At 68.7% G+C, this 20675-nt stretch carries 20 protein-coding genes; 13 read left to right on the top strand and 7 right to left on the bottom strand.

The features are described from left to right. Positions 1-29: 29 nt before the first annotated feature. Complete coding sequence (gene ngcE / locus AB0L70_RS16175) at positions 30-1373, bottom strand: N-acetylglucosamine/diacetylchitobiose ABC transporter substrate-binding protein (protein ID WP_363684550.1); 1344 nt, start codon at positions 1371-1373, stop codon at positions 30-32. A 65-nt stretch (positions 1374-1438) separates the two neighbouring features. After that, entirely contained in the window at positions 1439-2227 is a 789-nt protein-coding gene (locus AB0L70_RS16170) for an SIS domain-containing protein (RefSeq protein ID WP_363684548.1), read from the bottom strand. 208 nt (positions 2228-2435) lie between these two features. On the opposite strand from AB0L70_RS16170, the gene AB0L70_RS16165 reads away from it, so the two are divergent. Beyond that, the gene (locus tag AB0L70_RS16165; protein ID WP_363684546.1) at positions 2436-3476 is read left to right on the top strand and encodes a BadF/BadG/BcrA/BcrD ATPase family protein; all 1041 of its coding nucleotides are present in this window, start codon (positions 2436-2438) and stop codon (positions 3474-3476) included. Here the strand turns inward: AB0L70_RS16165 and AB0L70_RS16160 are convergent. Further along, positions 3462-3845, bottom strand: a complete 384-nt coding sequence (locus AB0L70_RS16160) for a YciI family protein (protein WP_363684544.1) — start codon at positions 3843-3845, stop codon at positions 3462-3464. The genes AB0L70_RS16165 and AB0L70_RS16160 overlap by 15 nt on opposite strands. Positions 3846-4035: 190 nt before the next feature. On the opposite strand from AB0L70_RS16160, the gene AB0L70_RS16155 reads away from it, so the two are divergent. From AB0L70_RS16155 to AB0L70_RS16145, 3 genes are all read left to right on the top strand, one after another. Beyond that, complete coding sequence (locus AB0L70_RS16155) at positions 4036-4878, top strand: alpha/beta hydrolase (protein ID WP_363684542.1); 843 nt, start codon at positions 4036-4038, stop codon at positions 4876-4878. A 163-nt stretch (positions 4879-5041) separates the two neighbouring features. Continuing rightward, positions 5042-5641 (top strand): helix-turn-helix domain-containing protein, encoded by a 600-nt coding sequence (locus AB0L70_RS16150; protein WP_363684540.1) that lies wholly within the window; start codon positions 5042-5044, stop codon positions 5639-5641. Further along, positions 5638-6900 carry an MFS transporter gene (locus tag AB0L70_RS16145; protein ID WP_363684538.1) on the top strand — a complete coding sequence of 421 codons (1263 nt, stop codon included), beginning with the start codon at positions 5638-5640 and terminating at the stop codon, positions 6898-6900. The genes AB0L70_RS16150 and AB0L70_RS16145 overlap by 4 nt, the downstream gene beginning before the upstream one ends. Here the strand turns inward: AB0L70_RS16145 and AB0L70_RS16140 are convergent. Beyond that, entirely contained in the window at positions 6836-8170 is a 1335-nt protein-coding gene (locus tag AB0L70_RS16140; RefSeq protein WP_363684535.1) for a hemolysin family protein, read from the bottom strand. The two genes, AB0L70_RS16145 and AB0L70_RS16140, sit on opposite strands and share 65 nt — an antisense overlap. Positions 8171-8337: 167 nt before the next feature. Here AB0L70_RS16140 and galT point away from each other — a divergent pair, with 167 nt between their 5' ends. After that, a complete protein-coding gene (galT, locus tag AB0L70_RS16135) occupies positions 8338-9384 on the top strand; it encodes a galactose-1-phosphate uridylyltransferase (RefSeq protein WP_363684533.1) in 1047 nt (348 codons plus the stop codon). Next, the gene (galK, locus tag AB0L70_RS16130; protein ID WP_363684531.1) at positions 9381-10508 is read left to right on the top strand and encodes a galactokinase; all 1128 of its coding nucleotides are present in this window, start codon (positions 9381-9383) and stop codon (positions 10506-10508) included. Before galT ends, galK begins: the two co-directional genes overlap by 4 nt. Here the strand turns inward: galK and AB0L70_RS16125 are convergent. Continuing rightward, positions 10482-11699: an MFS transporter gene (locus AB0L70_RS16125; protein ID WP_363684529.1), complete on the bottom strand. Its 1218-nt coding sequence runs from the start codon at positions 11697-11699 to the stop codon at positions 10482-10484. The two genes, galK and AB0L70_RS16125, sit on opposite strands and share 27 nt — an antisense overlap. Then, on the bottom strand, positions 11696-12508 hold the full coding sequence (locus AB0L70_RS16120; RefSeq protein ID WP_363684527.1) for a DeoR/GlpR family DNA-binding transcription regulator: 813 nt from the start codon (positions 12506-12508) through the stop codon (positions 11696-11698). Before AB0L70_RS16120 ends, AB0L70_RS16125 begins: the two co-directional genes overlap by 4 nt. A 97-nt stretch (positions 12509-12605) precedes the next feature. Between AB0L70_RS16120 and AB0L70_RS16115 the strand changes: the two genes are divergently transcribed. The 6 genes from AB0L70_RS16115 (at position 12606) to AB0L70_RS16090 (ending at position 18794) form a co-directional block, all read left to right on the top strand. After that, entirely contained in the window at positions 12606-13736 is a 1131-nt protein-coding gene (locus tag AB0L70_RS16115; protein WP_363684525.1) for a GNAT family N-acetyltransferase, read from the top strand. 117 nt (positions 13737-13853) lie between these two features. Further along, on the top strand, positions 13854-14516 hold the full coding sequence (locus AB0L70_RS16110; RefSeq protein ID WP_363684523.1) for a GNAT family N-acetyltransferase: 663 nt from the start codon (positions 13854-13856) through the stop codon (positions 14514-14516). 99 nt (positions 14517-14615) lie between these two features. Further along, entirely contained in the window at positions 14616-15422 is an 807-nt protein-coding gene (locus AB0L70_RS16105; RefSeq protein WP_363684521.1) for a CAP domain-containing protein, read from the top strand. A 194-nt stretch (positions 15423-15616) separates the two neighbouring features. Then, positions 15617-16588 (top strand): CAP domain-containing protein, encoded by a 972-nt coding sequence (locus tag AB0L70_RS16100; protein WP_363684519.1) that lies wholly within the window; start codon positions 15617-15619, stop codon positions 16586-16588. A gap of 201 nt (positions 16589-16789) precedes the next feature. Then, on the top strand, positions 16790-18460 hold the full coding sequence (locus AB0L70_RS16095; RefSeq protein WP_363684517.1) for a hypothetical protein: 1671 nt from the start codon (positions 16790-16792) through the stop codon (positions 18458-18460). A gap of 73 nt (positions 18461-18533) precedes the next feature. After that, complete coding sequence (locus AB0L70_RS16090; protein ID WP_363684515.1) at positions 18534-18794, top strand: hypothetical protein; 261 nt, start codon at positions 18534-18536, stop codon at positions 18792-18794. Here the strand turns inward: AB0L70_RS16090 and AB0L70_RS16085 are convergent. After that, on the bottom strand, positions 18791-19735 hold the full coding sequence (locus tag AB0L70_RS16085) for a helix-turn-helix domain-containing protein (RefSeq protein ID WP_363684513.1): 945 nt from the start codon (positions 19733-19735) through the stop codon (positions 18791-18793). The two genes, AB0L70_RS16090 and AB0L70_RS16085, sit on opposite strands and share 4 nt — an antisense overlap. 61 nt (positions 19736-19796) lie before the next feature. On the opposite strand from AB0L70_RS16085, the gene AB0L70_RS16080 reads away from it, so the two are divergent. Beyond that, positions 19797-20582 carry an MBL fold metallo-hydrolase gene (locus AB0L70_RS16080; protein WP_363684511.1) on the top strand — a complete coding sequence of 262 codons (786 nt, stop codon included), beginning with the start codon at positions 19797-19799 and terminating at the stop codon, positions 20580-20582. Positions 20583-20675 lie beyond the last annotated feature (93 nt).

The following is a 20675-nucleotide window of genomic DNA, read 5'->3' as shown; positions in this document are numbered from 1 at the left end:
GGTTAGGTTGCCCTAACCTAACTCATGGCTCAGTCGCGGTGGTACTTGGTGACCGCGTTGTCCTGCTTCAGCTTGTCCGCGGCCGCCTGGATCCGGGCCGTCCACTCCGACAACTGCAGTCCGCCGGCCAGGAACTGACCGGTCGCCTGCGCCGCGGTGGTGGCGAACTCCGGATACCAGCTGTCGAAGTACCACGTGATCGCCTGATCGCCCGCCGCCGAGAGCAGGTCCCGCGCGGAGCGGAGCGCCGTACCGATCTCCAACCCGTCGGCCGCACCACGCACGATCGTCAGCTGGTTGGACTCCGAGGTGACCTGCGCCGCGACATCCTTCGACAGCGTGGCCCGCAGGTACTCGAACCCGCCGGCCCCGTTCTTCGCCTTCGCCGGCACCAGGTACGGCGCGGTCGCCGCAACATGCAACCCGCGGGCCAGCTCCGGCGACCCGTCCAGCGCCGGTACGGCGGTCATCGTCAGCGCGAACTCCGGTGGGATCAGCGCCTTCATCTCGTTCTCGAGCCAGTTACCGCACGGCAGCAGGCCGGCCTTCAACGCGAGGAACCGTTTCTGCGAGCCGATGTGGTCGTACTCGGCGGCGCCTGTCGCGATCAGCCCGCGTTTGCTGAGCTCGCCGATCGCGGTCATCGCCGCGGTCAGGCTCTCGTCCTTCCAGGCGCCGTCGTCGAGGTTGTCGATCCGCTTCACCACGTCGTGGCCGCCGGTCTTGGCGGCGAGCGTGAGCACCATCTCCAGCAGGTAGTACGGATGCGCGCCCGCGTAGATGAACGGGCCGAGGCCGGCCGCCTTCATCTCGGTGCCGAGGGCAAGCAATTCCGGCCAGGTCCGGGGAACGTCCCAATCGTTGTGCTGGAAGAGATTCGCCGAGTACCAGAGCCCGTACACGGTGGCGACGTAGTTCAGCGAGCGCTGCGAGCCGTCGTACTGACCGCTGGGCAGCATCCCTGGCAGCAGGGTGTCGCCGACGGACGTGTTCGGGTCGTCCCAGGAAGGGGCCGTGAGCAACGACTGCAGGTCGGAGAGCTGGTTGTCCCGCACCAGCCGGCCGATGTCGAGCGGCTCGTCCCCGGTGTTCAGGACCACGTCCGGCGGATTCCCGCCGGTGAACCGTGGCAGCAGGGCATCCGACAGCTTCACGTTCACCGTCGGTGTGACGGCAGCCGCCGCGTACTTCTTCCGGTACGCCGCCGCCGCGAACCCGCCGTACTCCTCGGAGACGACCGCGTCGACGGCGGCGTCAGCGGGCACGTTGAACGGGTTGTCCGGGGACACCGGCGGCGGTGCCGGATCGGACGAGCATCCGGTCAGCACCGCCCCAGCCAGCACCCCTTGCAGCAATGTCCGCCGAGTCAGCACCCCGGCAGATTACTTCAGCGCCTGGCCAGCCGGACCCGTCTTGAGGCCCGTCTTGAGGCCCGTCTTCAGGCCGAACGCCGGATGCGGCCGGCGTACTGCGCTTCGAGGGCATGGTTGTGGTCGTCGCCGCCCGGGATGTTCGCGGACAGGTAGACCGGCGGCGTCTCACCGGCGTCGGTGAGACGGCGCAGGACCTCGGCGACGAGCATCTGCGCCAGCAGCGCCGCGGTGATCGAGGAGACGGCGCAGACCTTCCCACCGTCGGGCAGGTCGAGCACGGAATCGCCGTACGGCGCATGGTTGTCCAGCACCACGTCCGCGAAGTCGATCAGTTTCTTTCCGGACGGGTGCCGCGAGTCCATTCCGCCGGTGTGCTGCAGCGACGTGATCGCGATCAGCGGATGGCCGTGCTCCTTGACGATGCTCGCCATCTCCACGATCGAGCCGTTCACGCCCGAGTTCGAGGCGATCACGAACAGGTCACCCGGCCGGGCCGCGGACAGCTCGTACAACTTCCGCGAGTACGACGGGTCGCGCTCGAGCTCGGCACTGCGGAGCAGCTCGGGCGGCTCACCGCCGAGCAGGACCAGGTCGCGCAACGCGATCCGATTGGTCGCGATCAGGCCGCCGGCCCGGCCCGCGATCTCCATCGCCAACGCCTCGGAGTGACCCGAACCGAACGCCTGGATGACGCCGTCGGCGCGAAGTGCGCTGGTGACGAGGTCGGCGGCCTGCTGGATCGGACCGTCGATCTGCTCGGTGACGGCGGCCAGGATCGGCGTCAGCAGCTGAACATAGGACTGCGCGCTCACCCCCGCGGTCTCGCCCGGTCCCCCGTGCTTACTGCTGGCCATCAGCGGCCCACCCCTCGACTAATCTGTTCGCCGCGACACTCGTCGTGCCGACAAGTGCGCAAGTTTACGGTTTGCTGGACAGAACTTTTCTCAACCGGCAGCTAAAGTCAAGGCGCATCCTGGGGATCTCCTCAGATCGGGACCGTTGCGTGACCTTGTGCTTTTGTGCTTGTCAAGAGGCTCTTTTGAGCAGTTTGGAGCATTGCAGATGTCGGTCGAATCCCCGCTGCCGGAACCTGCCGACGCACTGGTCCCGATGCCGGCGACAGCCTTCGTCCTGGGCGGCGATCTCGGTGGAACCTCCACCCGGATCGTCGTCGCGGACGCTGAGGGCAACGTAGTCGGTCGAGGTGCCGCGGCGGGCGGAAACCCGACCAGTCATCCGGCAAGTGCGGCGGCCAACTTCGGTCAGGCGCTTCACGCGGCCCTGGCCGGGCTGGATCCGACCCTGGTCAAGGCCGCGATCGTCGGCGCGGCCGGCGGGGTGGCGCTGGCGCGTCCTGATGTCGCGGCCCAGTTCGACGCCGCCTGGTCCGGCGCGGGGCTGACCGCCAAGCCCGAGTTCATCGGCGATCTCGAGGTCGCCTTCGCCTCCGGTACGTCGGAGCCGGACGGAACCGTGCTGATCTCGGGGACCGGCAGCAACGCCGGCCTGGTCCGCGATCACAAGCTCGTCCGGACCTCCGGCGGACACGGCTGGCTGCTCGGTGACGACGGGTCCGGCTTCTGGCTCGGCCGGGAGGCTGTGCGCAGTGTGTTGCTCACTCTCGACCGGGGCGAGCCGATCGGTCTCCTCGGCCAACTCGTCGTCCAGGCGATCCTGCCCGATCGGGACGAGAACTCGGTCGCGTTGCGCACCGGGTACGACGTACTGCGCGATGATCTCGTGCGCACGGTGAACAGCCGGCCGCCGGTCCTGCTCGCGGAGTTGGCCCGGACGGTGGCGACGGCGTACGAGCAGAACGACGAAACCGCCCGGGCCCTGGTGAAACGCGCAGCGGAACTGCTCACCGAAACGCTCGAGGTCCTCAGGACGACCGAGGACCGCGGCCCGATGGTGCTCGCGGGCAGTGTGGCGGGTGAATCCTCGCCGGTCGGCCGGCTGATCCGGGAGACCATCGACCAGCACTTCTCCGGCGAGGTCCTGACCGCGCGGGACGGAGTCGGTGGCGCCACCTGGCTGGCCCTCGGCGCCCTCGACCCCGCCCTCGCAACTCAGCAGAACCACACCCGCCTAGTCGAACACTGAGACCGGGCGGACTTCGACTGCGTAGAACTGTGCCTCGGGGATGGTTGCGGCCACCTCTTCGGCGCGTTCGGGGCTGGCGACGTCGATGAGGAAGACGCCGGCGAGCTGTTCCTTCGCCTCGGAGTAGGGACCGTCGGTGGTGGCGCGGACGCCTTCACGGACGCGGACGACCCGGGTCTTGGCCGGTGGGTCGAGGGGGACGGCGTTGATCAGTTCGCCGTTCCCGTCCAGTTCCTTGAGCAGGTTCTCCAACTGGGCGGCCAGCGCGTCGCGGGCCTTCTTCGGCAGCGCCTTGCCTTCGTCGGTGTGCAGGAACGACGGATGCGCCCAGGTGATCGGGTTGCTGTGAATCAGGAGCAGGTACTTCATGACGGTTCCTTTCGGAGTCTGGGTGGATCTTCGCAGCAGAGGTCGGAGGCGGCCGGGAGGACTCGACATTTCGGTCTTTTCTGCCGAACCGGCCGCTCCGGGCCGCGACTCGGGCCCCGAAATGTCGAGTCCGTTCACGGGTTTCCGACGTACCGCTCACCGAGACCCGAACGAATCTAAGGTGAGCGACATGGACGAGAAGGACCTCCGGCTGGCAGACGGCCGCACGCTGCACGTGTACGACAGTGCGCCCGGTGACGACGCCCGGCTCGCGGTCGTGTGGAACCACGGAACGCCGAACCTGGGCGTGCCGCCGGTGCCGCTGTACGAAGCCGGCGAGTGGCTCGGCATCCGGTGGATCTCGTTCGACCGGCCCGGATACGGCGGCTCGTCGAAGGCGCCCGGCCGCACGATGGCCTCGGTCGCGGCCGACCTGACCACGGTCGTGGACACCCTCGGCATCGGCACCTTCGCCCTGATGGGCTACTCCGGCGGCGGCTCGTACGCCCTCGGCGCGGCCGCGATCCTCGGCGAACGGATCGAGGCGGTCACCACCTTCGCCGCCATCGCGCCGTACGACGCCGACGGCCTGGACTGGTACGACGGGATGATCCCGTCCGGACTCGCATCCCTCCGGGCGGCGGCCGCCGGGCGCTCGGCCAAGCTGGCGCACGAGACGTCCGGCGTCGAGTACGACTTCCAGTTCACCGAGGCGGACCTGGCCATGTTCGAGGGCCCGTGGGGCTGGCTCGGGTCGATCGCCGGCGACAAGTCGATGCCGGACGGTCCGGACGGCCTGATCGACGACGACTGTTCGTACACGATCCCGTGGGGCTGCGACCCGACCAAGATCACCGCGCCCACCCTCCTCGTCCACGGCACCCGCGACGGCATCATCCCCAGCACCCACGCCCGCTGGCTGGCCGCCCGCATCCCCACCGCCAAACTCGACCTCCACCCCGGCGACACCCACATCTCCGTCCTGGCCCACGCCGAACCCGCCCTTGAGTGGATCCGCGAACACACCGGCTGACCGAACCGAACAACGGGTAGTAGTCCACCCCGGCCACGCCCTCCAGGCGGGGCCCGGCCCCGCCCGTCGCCGGAAGCCGCGACTACTACCCGTCCATCGGTACACCTCACCACATTCCAAGCAATGGCTTGACATCTGATTCGGTGTGCCGCATATTCCAAGCATGTCTTTGGAGAAGGATCCGCAGCGGCGGATGCGATTGCTGAACGATCCGTTGGCGATCCGGGCGATGGCACATCCCGTCCGGCTCGACCTGCAGTCGCTGCTCGGGCGGGAAGGTCCGATGACCGCGGCCGATGCGGCCCGGCGGCTCGGGATCAGTCAGGCACTCGCGTCGCATCACCTGCGGCAGTTGGCGAAGTACGACTTCGTCGAGCCGGCACCGGGGAAGGACAACCGGGAACGCCCGTGGCGGTTGGTATCGACGTCGCAGTCGTGGCGCGACGCCACCGCAACCCCCGAGGGTGCCGCAGCGGCCGACGTGCTCGAGCAACTCCTCGCGGAGCGCGCGCTCGAACGGCTCAGCCAGTGGCAGCAGGAACGGACCAGCGAGGACCCGATCTGGCGGGACCACTCGGGCATCGGGCAGAGCGGGTTCTACCTGACCGGCGAGGAGTTGGCCGACCTGGTCGAGCAGATCGACGCCCTGCTGCAGCGGTACGTCGATGAGCGGCCGATCGACGACAAGTCCACCCGTCCGCCCGGCAGCCGCCACATCTCCATCACCCAGATCGTGACCATCACTCCGGAGGACCAGGGATGAAGGACTTGTGGGCCGTCCTCGCACGGCAACGCGACTACCGCCTGATGCTGAGCGCCGGGCTGATCTCGCTGATCGGCGACTGGCTACTACGGACCGGACTCGCGTTCCAGGTGTACGTGCTGACCGGCTCCACCCTGGCCTCCGGTGGACTGCTACTCGCGTCGTTCATCCCGCCGGTCCTGCTCGGATCGCTGGCCGGTGTCTTCGTCGACCGCTGGGACCGGCGCAAGACGATGATCGTCACGAATGTCCTGAACGCCCTTGTTCTGTTGCCTTTGCTGGCCGTGCACGACAAGAACGCGCTCTGGATCGTGTACGGCGTCGTCCTCGCCCAAGCCTGTTTGCAACAGTTCTTCAGCCCGGCCGAGCAATCTCTGATCCCCGTTCTGGTCGAGGAGAAGCAACTCGTCACCGCCAACGCCCTGAACAGCCAGATCCGCGACCTCGCCCGCCTGATCGGCGCCGCGCTCGGCGGTGTACTCGCGGCCCTCGGCGGGCTCACCCTCCTCTCCCTGGCCGACGCGGCGACCTTCCTGATCGCGGTCGCACTGGTCGCCGGGATGCGCCACCGCCATGTCCGGCCGGAGCTCGAGGAGCACACTGCCGGTGGCGCGATGAAGCGGCTGAAGGCCGAGTGGACCGAAGGACTGCGGCTCACCGTCGCGGGTCAGGCGATGCGGCTGCTGTTCATCTTCTGCCTCGTCACCGGTGTCGGCGAAGGCATCATGAGCACACTGTTCGCCCCCTTCGTCAGCGCCGAGCTCGGCGGGGACGGAACGGCGTACGGCCTGATCGTGTCGTCGCAGGCGATCGGCGGCATCGTCGGCGGCCTGGTCGCGGCGGCGATCGGATCGCGGTTGCCGGCAGCAACCATGTGGGGTGTCGGCGCCTTCTTCTTCGGGCTCGTCGACCTGACCCTGTTCTGCTACCCGCTGATCTCGAACAGCCTGATCCCGGCCTACGCCTGCATGATCGTCGTCGGCCTGCCCGGGGCGTTCACGGTCGCCGGCATGATGACGGTGTTCCAGAACCTGACCGAGGACGGCACCCGCGGCCGGATCTTCGGCGCCATCATGGCCGTCGAGAGCGTCGCCGTACTCATCGGCATCGTCTCGGCCGGTGTCCTCGGCGACCGCGTCGGCATCATCCCGGTCCTGGCCTTCCAGGGCCTCGGCTACGTCGTCGGTGGCCTGGTCATCCTGGCTCGACGGCGGATGCTGGCTCCTCGTCCGGAACCGGCTCCTCCCCTGCCGGTGTGACCAGGTGGATCCGGACCCGCGCGACGCGCCGGCCGTCCATCTGGGTGACCGTGAGGGTGTGACTGTCGATGCGGGCCTCGTCGCCGGCGCTCGGGACCTTGCCGAGCTGGGCGGCGAGGAAGCCGCCGACGGTTTCGTACGGGCCGTCGGGGAGCTCGACACCGGTCTCGTCGGCGAAGTCGTCGAGGTTGAGCAGGCCGTCCACCTCGATGTCGCCGCTGCGCAACCGGGTGGTCTCGGCGGACTCCTCGTCGTACTCGTCCTTGATGTCGCCGATCAGCTCCTCGACCAGGTCCTCGAGGGTGACGATGCCCGCGGTGCCGCCATACTCGTCCAGCACGATGGCCAGGTGCGTCGAGACCCGGCGCATCTCGGTCAGCGTGGGCAGCAGCTTCGCGGTGTCCGGCAGCATCAGCACCTCGCGGGCCAGGTCACCGACCCGGACCGAGCGGGAGGCGACCGCCGGGTCGAACAGGTCCCGGACGTGCACGAAGCCGACGATGTCGTCGGCCGAGCCGTTCATCACCGGGTAGCGCGAGTGCGGCCGCTCGGCCGCGAACTTGACCGCCTTGTACGCCGGCATCTCCGCGTCGACGAAGTCCACCTCGGTCCGCGGCAGCATCAGCTCGCGGAGCTGCCGGCTGCCCGCCTCGAACACGTCGTCAACGATCCGGCGCTCCTCCTCACCCAGCGACTCGTGCGCGGAGACCAGGTCGCGGAGCTCCTCGTCGCTCATCACCTCGCGGTTGGCGTTCGGGTCACCGCCCAGGGCGCGGACCACCAGGTCGGTGGACTTGGACAGCAGCCAGATCACCGGGCGGGCGCCGGAGGCGATCCGGTCGACCAGCGGCGCCAGGCCGAGCGCGAACGTCTCGGCCCGCTGCAGTGCGAGCCGCTTGGCGGCGAGCTCACCGATCACGATCGAGACGTAGGAGATCGCGATCGTGATCAGCACCAGCGCGATGGTGCTCGCGACGGACTCGGGCAGGCCCAGCTTCTGCAGCTGCGGGGCGAGGCTGTCGGCCAGCGTCGCGCCACCGAAGGCCGCGGACAGGAAGCCCATCAGGGTCACGCCGATCTGCACGGCGGACAGGAAGCGGTTCGGGTTGGCGGCCACCTTGGCCACGATCTCGCCGCGGCGGCCGCGGTGGGACAGTGACTTGAGCTGGCTCTCGCGCAGCGAGACCAGGGCCATCTCGGCGGCGGCGAAGACCCCGCCGATCATCACGAAGACCAGGATCAGGACGATATTGAGCAGGGTGTCGTTCATGGCTGGAAGTTCCTAGCGCCCTCTCGTCCGATGGCGAGAGGGCGTGCGTTGGGCGTAGTCGTCCATCTATCTACCCTACCGGCGGTTCCCCCGGCGGTGCATGTTCGACTTTGTTGGTTTACGATGATTCCTGGCCGTCCACGTCGTCCGGCCGGGAGGGTCAAACGATGAACACACCGCGCGGTGCACGCCGGACCGACACCACACTGTCGGACGGGCGCCAGCTGATCTACTACGACCCGGCCGACGCGCCGGTGCGAGTGCCGCTGGAGGACACCCGCGGTCTGCCGGCCCCGCAGCCGCAGGTCGAGCTGCGGACGGATCCGCTCACCGGTGACGTGATCACGTACGCGACCCACCGCAACACCCGGACCTACCTGCCGCCGGCCGATCAGTGCCCGCTGTGCGCGAGCAAGCCGGGCAACCCGACCGAGATCCCGGACCACGACTACAACGTCGCCGTGTTCGAGAACCGGTTCCCCTCCTTCGCCGGTCCGGGCCGGACCGAGGTGGTCTGCTTCACCAGCGACCACAACCAGTCGTTCACCAACCTCTCCCAGGGCCAGGCCCGGCTCGTCGTCGACACCTGGGCCGACCGGACCGCCGAGCTCGGCGCCCGCGACGACGTCGAACTGGTCTTCCCGTTCGAGAACCGCGGCCGCGAGATCGGCGTGACCCTGAGCCACCCGCACGGCCAGATCTACGCCTACCCGTTCCTCCCGCCCCGGATGCGGACGCTGATGGCCCGCGCCCGCGAGCACCAGGAGATTGCCGGCAGCAACCTGTTCGCCGACATCCTGGCCGCCGAGCGCAAGGAGGGCACCCGGGTCGTCGCGCAGAACGGCAACTGGACCGCGTTCGTGCCCGAGGCGGCCCGCTGGCCGGTCGAGGTGCACCTCTACCCGCACCGCCAGGTGTTCGGTATCGACGAGCTCTCGGTCGGCGAACGCGACGACTTCGCCGAGCTGTACCTCGACGTGCTCAACCGCCTCGACGGCCTGTACGGCGATCCGTTGCCCTACATCGCCGCCTGGCACCAGGCCCCGACCCGGATCGACCGCGAGCTCGGCTACCTGCACCTGGAGCTGTTGTCGATCCGCCGGGCCAAGGACAAGATCAAGTATCTGGCCGGCTCGGAGTCCGGGATGGGCGCGTTCATCAGCGACACCCGGCCCGAGGACGTGGCCGAGACCCTGCGGAAGGTTGGTTCGTGAGCTTCGAGGATGTCTTCGGTACGACGCCCGCCGGCAGCTGGCGCGCCCCGGGACGGGTCAACCTGATCGGCGAACACACCGACTACAACGACGGACTCGTCCTCCCGATCGCCCTGCCGAACCGGATCGTGGTCACCGCCTCGAAGCGCGACGACGGCCGGATCGCGGTCGCCTCCGCCGGGCACAAGGGGATCACCGAGTTCGCGATCGACGAACTGGCCACGGGATCGGTCGGCGACTGGGCGGCGTACCCGGCCGGTGCGGCCTGGGTCCTGCGCGAGTCCGGCTACCCGATCGGCGGCGCGAACCTACGGTTCGAGTCCGACATCCCGTCCGGTGCGGGTCTGTCCTCGTCCGCGGCGCTGCTCTGCGCGACGCTGGTCGCCCTGCTCGGGCTGCGGGACCTCGAGGTCGACCCCGCCGAGATAGCCCGGCTCGCACAACGGGCCGAGAACCAGTACGTCGGCGCACCGGTCGGGCTGATGGACCAGATGGCGTCGATGTGCTGCACCGACGGCCATGCCCTGTTCTTCGACATCCGCGCGATGTCCACCGAGCAGATCCCGTTCGACCCGGCCGCCGACGATCTCGCCTTGCTGGTCGTCGATGTGAAGGCTCCGCACCGCCACGTCGACGGCGAGTACGCCGCCCGCCGGAAGAGCTGCGAGCAGGCTGCCGCCGAGCTCGGCGTCCCGGCACTGCGGTCGATCGAGTACGACGACCTCGACAACACGCTCGCCCGGTTGACAGATGACGTCGTACGGCGTCGGGTCCGGCACGTGGTCACCGAGATCCGCCGGGTCGAGGAAGCCGTCGCGCTGATGCACGGAGGCCGGCTGCGCGAGGTCGGGCCGCTCTTCACCGCCTCGCACGCCTCACTGCGGGACGACTTCGAGATCACCGTTCCCGAGTTGGACGTCGCAGTCGACACCGCACTCGAGGCGGGAGCGCTCGGCGCCCGGATGACCGGCGGTGGTTTCGGCGGCTGCATCATCGCGCTGGTCGAAGCGAACGCGTCCGACTCCGTGCTCGCCGCGATCGAGAAAGCCTTTGCGGAGCACGGTTTCAGCGCACCCAGCGCCCTCGCCGCGAACCCGTCAGCCGGCGCGTCCCGCCTCAGCTGACAGCTCGCGCCGGATCAGCGGCGCGTACACAAGGGTCGCCGCGAGCTGCACGAGCCCCATCACCAGATATGGCGTCTGCAGATTGGTGCGGTGCGCAAGGAACCCCGCGCCGACCGCACCCAGCGGCGCCGCGCAGAACGCCACCATCCGGTAGACCGCGGTCACCCGGCCGAGCAGCTCGGCCGGGACGATCCGCTGCCGCAAGGTGATGGACACGACGTTCCACCACGTACTGGCGAACCCCAGCACGACCGCGGCCACGGCGACAGGCGCCAGATCTGCCAGTACGCCGAACAGCACAATGGCGATCCCGCTGACGACCATCGAACCGATCAGACTCATCGCCGTCGACAACCGCCGCGACAGCCGAGGGGCGAGGATCGCTCCGAGCACGCCGCCCACGGCGTAGATCGCGACCAGCCAACCGAACCCCTGCTCGGGCAGATGCAGGACCTCCAGGACATAGAGGACGAGGACCGCGATGATCCCGGCGCCGACCGCGTTCACCACCGTCAGCAGCAGGCAGAGTGTCCGCAGCAGCTTGTGCCGCCACAGATAGACCAGCCCCTCCTTGAGTTCCCGGCCGAGATGCCGGTCAGGCGCCCGTAGGCGGGCCGGCGCCGACCTCCGGATGAACCACACGAGCAACGCCGCCGCCGCGAACGAGATCGCGTTGAGCAGGATCGGCAGACCGCGACTCAGCACGAACAGCAGCGCGCCCAAGGGCGGGCCGATGAGACTGCTCAGCACCACCAGCGATGCCTGGCTGTACCCGTTGGCCCGCTCGAGCGACGTCGGTACGACGACATCCGTCACCACGACCGAGGCGGCATTGTCGAAGAACGGCGCGAGCAACCCGAGCAGGAAGGCGGTCAGCAGCAGCAACGGGATCGTGCCAAGGTCCGCGAGTACGACCGCCGCGAACGCACCCGCCACCACCGCCCGGATCGCATCGACGATCCACATCGTCGTCGTACGCCGCCAACGGTCGACCATCACGCCCGAGATCAGACCGAGCAGCAACCAGCCGACGTTCGCGGCCGCCTCGCTGAGCGAAACGATCCGCGGATCCCGGGTGATCGACGCCGCCAGCAACGGCAACGCGCCGAACATGATTCCGTCACCCGCATAGGAGACGGCGCCCGCTGTCCAGAGAATCCAGTACGGCCGACCCAGCGAGGGCTGCCTCATGAAGCGATGACGAGTTCACATCCCGTGTCGCGCATGGCTTTGCGGGCGGCGGATGCAAGGCCGTTGTCCGTGACGATGACGTCGAGGTCGGCCCAGTTCGCGAACGTACTCAGGCCGACGGTCCCCCACTTGGTGTGGTCCGCGACCACGACGACCTCACGGCTCGCGGCAATGAAGGACCGGTTGGTCTCGGCTTCCATCAGGTTCGGCGTACTCAGACCGTGCTCGGCATCGACGCCGTGGGCGCCTAGGAAGAGCAGGTCGAGGTGCAGCGAGGCCAGCGCGGCCGTGGCGATCGGCCCGACCAGTGCGTCCGAAGGAGTCCGGATGCCGCCGATCAGCACGACCGTGCGATCCGAGCGACCGTTGCCGTGGAACACGTCCGCGATCCGGGCCGAGTTCGTCACGACCGTGAGGTTCTCCACCCGCAGCAGCTGACGAGCCAGTGCGTACGTCGTCGTACCGGCGCCGATCCCGATCGCGCTGTCCGGCTGGACCCGGCCGGCCGCCTCCGCAGCGATCGCTTGCTTGGCCGCGGACTCCTGGGTGAGCTTGGCGTCGAACCCGGGCTCGTGCGCGCTCCGCAGCCCCACCGAGGTAGCACCACCATGCACCTTGTGCAGCAGCCCACTGGAGTCGAGCGAGTCCAGGTCGCGCCGGATCGTCATGTCCGACACGCCGAACCGCTCCACCAGCTCGGCGACCGTGATCGCGCCGCGACTGTTGACCTCGGCAACGATCGTGGCCTGCCGCTGGGCGGCCAGCTGACCACCCCGGCCCCGCGACGGCTCCGCTCCGGCTGCATTCACGCCCCACAGCCTAGTGTCGAAACGAGTTGCTGTCAGTGACGGTGCATTTTGAGAAGAATGGCGTTGCCGACCCGGTCGCGTCGCGTCACCCTGGAGCATGCGATTTCCCGAGGACGTGCCGGTCCTGACCGATGCCGTGGTGACCTTGCGTGCGCACACCACGGACGACCTGGACGCCGTCGAGGCGATGTGCCAGGACCCGGAGATGCAGCGCTGGACCACGATCCCGGTGCCGTATCTGCGCGAGAACGCCGTGAACTACCTGGCCCAGATCATCCCGAACGGCTGGCGCGACGGCGGCATCTGGACCTGGGCGATCGAGTACGACGGCCGCTTCGCCGGGACCGTCGACCTCCATGACGGCCGGGGCCAGGGCGGTGAGATCGGGTTCTCGCTCGCACCCTGGGCTCGTGGCGCCGGCGTGATGACGCGCGCGGTGAAGCTGGTCGTGCGGCACGCGTTCGACGAGCTCGGCTGGAACCGGGTGATCTGGCGGGCCTTCGTCGGCAACTGGGCCTCGCGCCGGGTCGCCTGGAAGAGCGGCTTCCGCGGGCTGGTCGTCGTACCCGGTGGCGGTACGGCGCGGGGCGTCCGGATGGACGAATGGGTCGCGACGATCGGGCTGGACGACGAGCTCGAACCGCAAGGCAACTGGTGGACCGTCCCAGAGCTTGAGGACGGCGGGCTCCGGTTGCGGTCGTTCCGGCCGACGGACGCGCCGCGGGTCGCCGAGGCCTGCAACGACGAGCGCACGCAGGTCTGGCTGGCCGGGCTGCCGTCGCCGTACGAGTTGAGTGACGCGGAAGGTTTCATCGCGAGCCGGCTGGACAACCTGGCGACCGGCGAAGGGGTGTCCTGGGCGATCGCGGACGCGACCACGGACCAGTTGCTCGGCTGCGTGAGTGTGTTCGACCTCAAGAACCGGATGGACAAGACGGTCGGCGAGATCGGCTACTGGCTGCACCCCGACGCGCGCGGCCGCAAGGTGATGTCGACCGCGGTCGGGATGGTGATCGGGCACGCCTTCACGCCGATCACCGACGGCGGCCTGGGCCGGCGCCGGCTGAAGCTGCTCGCTGCCGAGGGCAACACCGCGTCGGCGCACGTTGCCGAGGTCAACGGCTTCACCCGGGTCGGCATCGAGCGGGAGGCGTCGCGCCGCCGCGACGGTTCCTACGACAACGATCTCTGTTTCGACCTGCTCCGGACCGAGTGGCCGGGGGCTTGATTGCGAGCGCCGGACCCTGTATTGGTGACCGCCTGAAAGCAGTGGTTTACGGCCAGTTGGTGACAGACGACACTAGTTCCCCTCGCCGTGACGGGATCTGACTGCTTGAATCGACTGGTGAGAGATCGTGAGGAGCTCGTCCGCCGTTGGCAGGCCGGGTGGTCCGTCTCGCGGGGCTGGACCACGGTGGAGGACGACAACGACGGCATACTGATCGTTCGTGCGGGCGAGGAGAACCGCGCGACGGAGTACGTCGTACTGGACGCCGATGACAAACCCGAGCGGGTCGAGCGCGCCGCCGAGCTGGCATCTGCCGGCGGAGGTGGCCGCGGAGCCGGCTGGATCACTTTGGCCACCGACGACAAGGAAGCCCGGATCGAGCAGCTGGAGGATCTCGGCCTCGAGGTCCAGCAGGACCAGGACTGGCTGATGACGATCCAGCTGTCGGAGCAGCCGGCACTGAAACTGCACGAACGCTATGCCCTGCACACCGAGCTCGAGTCCGACCTGATCATCACCCGTGCGACGCTGCACGGCGGGGTGGTGTCGAGCGGCCGGATGGCCGTGGTCGGCGAGGACGCGGTGGCGGACCGGATCGAGACCGATCCGGCCCATCGGCGGCGTGGCCTCGGCAGTGCGGTGATGGCGTCGCTGGTCGAGACGGCCGCGGCCCAGGGTGCCAAACGCGGCATCCTGATCGCTTCCATCGACGGCCTGCGGCTGTACCGCAGCCTGGGCTGGAAGGTGATCGCCGACATCGTCATCGCGAGGTCTAGCTAATGACCCCACCCGTTTGAAACGCCTGACATAGTCAAAGGTTCGTGAAGTGCGGCTCCGGTGGGGAGTCACAGCAGGCCGGGCTGGGCAAAGCTGCACACCATGACGAACCACAAGCGGTCACCTGGTAACGGTGTGGCCGGTCCCCTCATCGCCTCGCTGTCGGCCTTGGTCCTGCTGATCGGCATCGGGTGGTTCGTCGTGCGCGACACCGACAGCCGAAAGATCACCGGCCAGGAGTCGCCCATCACCGCGACCGAAGACGCGTCGGCGGACACCTCTCTCACACCGAACAGTCCGTCGTCCACGCCGGTTCGCCCGACGCTGACCCCGACCCCGACACCGACACCGAAGCCCAAGGCGACACCCACGAAGACCAAGCGGTCGACGCCGACGCCGACCCGGTCGACCAGCAAGCCGAGCCGCGAGGGGACGCGGACACCCAAGCCGTCACCGAAGCCGACCCGGACCACCACCACCTCGAAGCCGCCGACGACGAAGCCGGGCGGCGGATCGGGAACCGCCGAGGCGCAGGTGCTTGCTCTCACCAACCAAGAGCGCGCCAAGGCCGGCTGCGGACCACTGCGGACCAACAGCGCACTCGTGCAGGCAGCCGAGGCGCACGCGTCCGACATGGTCGCGAAGCACTACTTCGCACACGACAGCCTGGACGGCCGCAGCCCGTTCGACCGGATGAAGGCAGCCGGGTTCAAGGGCGGCGCGATGGCCGAGAACATTGCCGTCGGCTACTCGAGTCCGTCCGCCGTCGTGACGGGCTGGATGAACAGCCCGGGCCACCGCCAGAACATCCTGAACTGCAGCTACTCGATGATCGGCATCGGCTACGACTCGGGCCAGGTGAAGCCCGAATGGGGCAAGGGAAGTTGGGTGCAGGACTTCGGCGGCTGACCGCTTCCTCCACCCGTTCGTCAACGATCTCCGAAGAACCTTCGGGGATCGTTAAGAGCCGTCGTGAAACCGTAACGGTGACCTTACCGATCGGTTAAGGTCGCTGTTCGGTAACCAGGGGGGACCTGGCAACAACCACGGGGAAACGACGCAGTCTCGGTTCGACGAATAAACGAAGAGGATTCGCCCATCCCATGACGGATTCGCCAACCCCCCGGCGGCACCGCGGAAGTCGACGTGCACCCCGGCGGAGCCGTGGCCTGATCGGCCCGATCGCCAGCGCGTTGTCGGTGCTCATTGCCATCGGCCCGGTGGTCTGGTTGATGTCGCGCGACCACACGACGGTCGACGACTCCGCCAAGGTCCTGAACGTCTCCGAGGACACTCGTGACGATTCCGGCCGTGCCGTGGTCGAAGGCACCGCGACCGGCGGCGCAAGTGTCACCGTGACCAAGACCCTTCCGAACGGCGTGACCACACCCGTCGTCGTCGGTACGTCGGCCCTCGGGTCGGCGGCGTCCACGGTTCCTTCATCGGGTACGCCGAGCACCACCGGCGACACCCCGAGCACGACACCCACGAGCATCCTCACCACACCGGCGGCTCCGACCGTCGGCGTGACGACGGTGACGGTGCCTCCGTCGGCACCGCGGACCACGGCCGGCACCACCAGCCGGCCGAAGCCCTCGCAGACCAGGCCGACGAAGACCCGGACCACCGAGCCGACGCCGAGCGACTCCCCGCAGCCGCCGCCGAGTGGTGGCGGCACCAGCGCGCAGGAGCGCCAGGTGCTCGACTACACCAACCAGATCCGTGAGCAGCAGGGCTGTCGCCCGCTCCGGCTGAACAGCTTGCTGGTCGAGGCCGCCGGCAGGCACGCATCGGACATGGTCCGCCGGCACTACATGGATCACACGAACCCTGACGGTCAGGGTCCGGGAGACCGGATGTCGGCCGCCGGATACCACGGGTCGGGCTGGGGCGAGAACATTGCCGCCGGCTACGACTCGGCCCAGAAGGTCGTCGCGGCCTGGATGCAGAGCGACGGCCACCGCAAGAACATCCTGAACTGCAAGTTCACTTCGATCGGCGTCGGGTACGACCCCGGCCGGGTCAAGTCCGATCTGGGCCCGGGCAGCTGGGTCCAGGACTTCGGCCGCAGCTGATCGGCCTGAGGTTGTCATTGTGTCCAGCACACCGACTGTGGCGGAGACGTTGTCTCACCGCCACAATGTCCGGCCGGTTCCCGGCTGGTCCAGGCGGGTAGATCCGTCCTTGTCCTGTCGCCGGAGAGTTCTGGGGGAACCCGGTGAGACGCATGGTGAGGCACGTCTTGGGGGCAAGACAGTGAAGGGAACAACGAAATAATGTCCGAGTCCGGCAGCAGCCGGTACAAGCCACGCAGGAAGGCGACCCGCGCCGCCACGCGCTCCTCGCGCTCCGGCAACCGGTCCACTCCTCCGGCCGATACCACCCCACCGGCACCGTCCGAACCACCCCGCTACGCACCCCGCGGCGAAGAGTCCGCGGCCTGGCCGACCACGCAGCCCACCGGCGGCGAGTCGCCGTTCTGGGCGAACGCACAGTCGCGTCCGGCCACACCGCAGTACGCGCCGCGACCGTCCACGCAGGGCGACATTCCGAGCTACTCGCCGCAGGCCTCCCCGGACTCCGGTCTGGGCTCGCGCTCCCGGCCTTCGGGCACCTCCTGGGTGGCGCAGTCCATCGCCGGCACGGAGCCCGACCCGGCTCCCCGCCGTGCCGCCGGTCGCCGTAGCGCGCCCCGCCCCGACACCCCCGAGCCGCGCCCGACGACCCTCGGTGAAACCGCGGGCAGTTGGTCGTCACGTCGTACGGCGGAGTCCGGGCCTGGTGAGACTGCGGACACGTGGTCCTCGCGGCGGGCCGCCTCTGCGGAGGCGCAGGGTTCTGGGCGTGGACGAGTCGCGGATCACTGGGCTGCGATTGACGCTGGTGCGGCTGCGAGCACGGCCGACAGCACGCCGGACGGCGGCGACGATGTGGCCGCGACGAGCGTGATGGCTGCTACGGCCGGCGGATCCGGTGGCGCCGGCGGATCAGGTGGCTCGGGTGGATCAGGTGGCTCGGGCGGCTCGGGTGGTGGGCGTGGGTCTTCTCGGCCTGGGCCTTCTGGGCCGGGTTCGTCCGGACCGGGGCGTCGGTCGGCGGCGCGGAGTGCGGCGGCCGGGCGGTCGGCGCGGACGCGACGGACGTTGATCGCGATCGCGTCAGTGATCGTCGTGATCACCCCGATTTCGTGGATCCTCCTGCACCAGCCGCAGAACGACCCGGCCGACGCATCGGTCCCGATCGTCACCCGCACCGACGACACCTACATCACCCCGACCACCAAGCCAGTGGTCGCACCCCCGACGCATCGCCCGAACACCCCGGTCCCCACGGCGACCCCAACGGCCACCCCCACGGCAACTCCCACGGACTCGGTCACCCCGACCACCAGCCCCACGGACTCAGCCACCCCAACAGACACCCCCACCGACACCCCCACAGCAGACCGCAGCACCACGACCCCGAGCACGAGCCCCACATCCCCCGGTCGCACGGTCAGCACCGGTAGGCCACGGCCGACCACGACCACGACCTCGCCGACCACGACAACCCCGCCGCCACCTCCGGCGGCGGACGGGAACATGAACGGCGACGAACTGCAGCTGTTCAACCTGATCGACAACGCCCGCGTCAACAACGGGTGCGCGCGTCTCGAGCAGGACCCCGGCCTGACCGATGGGGCACGTACCGACGCGAGAAGCCGCGCGAACTCCGGTTCGGTGAACAGCTCCGGGTCCTCGAAGTCGACGGCCGGCGGCGACAGCTGGGGGGCTCAGCAGGCCTACAACCAGATCATGGCCCAGAGCAAGAACACGGTCCTGAACTGTGGCCTGACCACCCTGGGTGTCGGCATGAAGACACACCAGTACTGCAAGGGCAGCGTGGTACTCGGTATCTGTCTCGGCTCCACGCCGACCCGCTACGCGTGGGTGGCTGACTTCTCATAGGGAAGGGCAGGCTTTCGGGTGGGGTTGGTGCGACCATGGGGGGACGTGGTCGACCAACCCTGCGGGAGGCTGGATGTTCGGGGAACGTGAGGATCTGGATCCGGCCCGGCCCGCGCACTTCGGGATTCCACCGGACGCACTGGCCGACGAGCGGCCGGATCCACGGCCCGACGAGGCCCGGCGGATGGGCCTGAGCCGGCACACCGAGGAAGGCGCCGTGCTCTACTTCGCCTCCTCGCTCAGCCGTGACAAGCCCCGGCACCGGATGATCGCCTGGGTCCTCCTGATCACCTTCGCCGCCCCGGCCCTCTACATGCTCCTGCTCCTGCTCTAAACCGCGAACTCCTGCCGATGCCGCTGCGGCGTCGTCCCCAGTACGGCGTGGAAGTGGTGCCGCAGCGCCGCACTGCTGCCGAACCCGCTCTCTCCTGCCACGCGTTCGATCGGATGATCTGTCGTCTCCAGCAACAATCGCGCCCGGTCCAGCCGTTGCCGCAGCAACCAGGCCTGCCCAGAGCTCCCGGTCCGGGCGCGGAACTGCCGGGTGAACGTACGCCGGGACAGCGCCACGGCTCCCGCCCATTCGTCCAGCGAGACCGGCTGATCGAGCCGCGCCCGAGCCCACACCATCGCCTTCTCGATCACGTCGTCGGTGGGATCGGGCGGGACCGGCACCGGGATGTACTGCGCCTGCGAGCCGCTCCGATGTGGCGCAACCACGATGTCCCGCGCCAATTGTTCGGCGTACTCGACTCCGTGATGGGCTCGGACGAGATGTAGACAGCAGTCGAGCGAGGCTGCGGTCCCGGCGGACGTGATGAGGTCACCCAGGTCCGACCAGAGCACATCCGCGCGCACCGCGAGCTCCGGATACAGCGCCTGCAACCGCTCCGCCCATCGCCAGTGCGTCACCACCTCCCGTCCGTCCGCGATCCCGCTCGCCGCGACCAGGAACGCGCCGATACACAGACCGACCACGGTCGCTCCCCGCTCGTGCGCCCGCCGGATCGCGTCGATCAGTACGCCGGATGCCGCGCGACCAGGATGCCAACTCGGCAGCACGACCACGTCGGCCCGCTCCATCGCCTCGAGCCCGTGGTCGACAGTGAGGCCGAATCCGGCGTTCGTCCGCAACGATCCCGGCTCCTCGGCACACACGAGGACGTCGTACCGGTCGTCCCGTTGATTCCCGAAGACCAGGCAGGGCACGGACAGGTGGAACGGACTCATCCCGTCGTACGCGAGAACCGCCACTGTGCGCATGACATCCAGCATGACACCAGTATGGCCCGATCTTCAGGAAGTGTGGCTCTCGGGCCAATGGTGAATCGTTGCGATGAATACGAAGATCGTGGTTATGGAGATCACGCACATCGGCGGGCCGACCGCCGTCTTCAACCTTGGTGGACTGACTTTTCTGACCGACCCCGCCTTCGACGTGCCGCAGGACTACGCGCTGCCGGGTGGGCGGGTGATGACCAAACTGGTCGGGCCGGCGGTTCCGGTGACCGACCTCGGTACGGTCGATGTCGTGCTGCTCTCGCACGACGAGCACAAGGACAACCTCGACGACTCCGGCCGGGACTTGCTGCCGTCGATCGCCACCGTCTTGTCCACGCCCGGTGCGGCGGAGCGGATTCCCGGCGTACGCGGTCTGGAGAACTGGGAGTCGATCGACCTCCCGCGGCCGGACGGCGGCGTGATCACGGTGACCGGCGTACCGGCACTGCATGGACCGGCGGGTGCGGAGGCGGTCACCGGGGTGGTGACCGGGTTCGTACTGCGAGGCGAGGGCCTCCCGACTGTGTATGTCTCGGGCGACAACGCCTCGATCGACCTGGTCAAGCAGGTCGTCGATCGCTTCGCTCCCATCGACGTGGCGATCCTGTTCGCGGGGGCCGCGCGTACCACCCTGCTGGACGGCGCGCCGCTGACACTCACCTCGGCGGCTGCGGTCGAAGCCGCCCAGTTGCTCGCGCCGGCGACCATCGTCCCGGTGCACACCGAGGGCTGGTCGCACTTCAGCGAAGGGCCGGACACCTTCGTCGCTGCCTTCCGCGAGGCAGGCCTCGAGGACCGCGTTCGACTGCTCGACCACGGTGTCGCGACGACTGTTGGTTGAGCCCTTGACGAGCACGGAGCGTGACCGCTAGCGTGCGGGGCGCCGGGGGGAACCGGCAGTCAGAACATCATCGGGCCGGGGGGAAATTCGGCC

The sequence above is a fragment of the Kribbella sp. NPDC051952 genome, assembly GCF_040680855.1.
GTDB lineage: Bacteria > Actinomycetota > Actinomycetes > Propionibacteriales > Kribbellaceae > Kribbella.
This window is presented reverse-complemented; position numbering and strand designations above follow the sequence as displayed.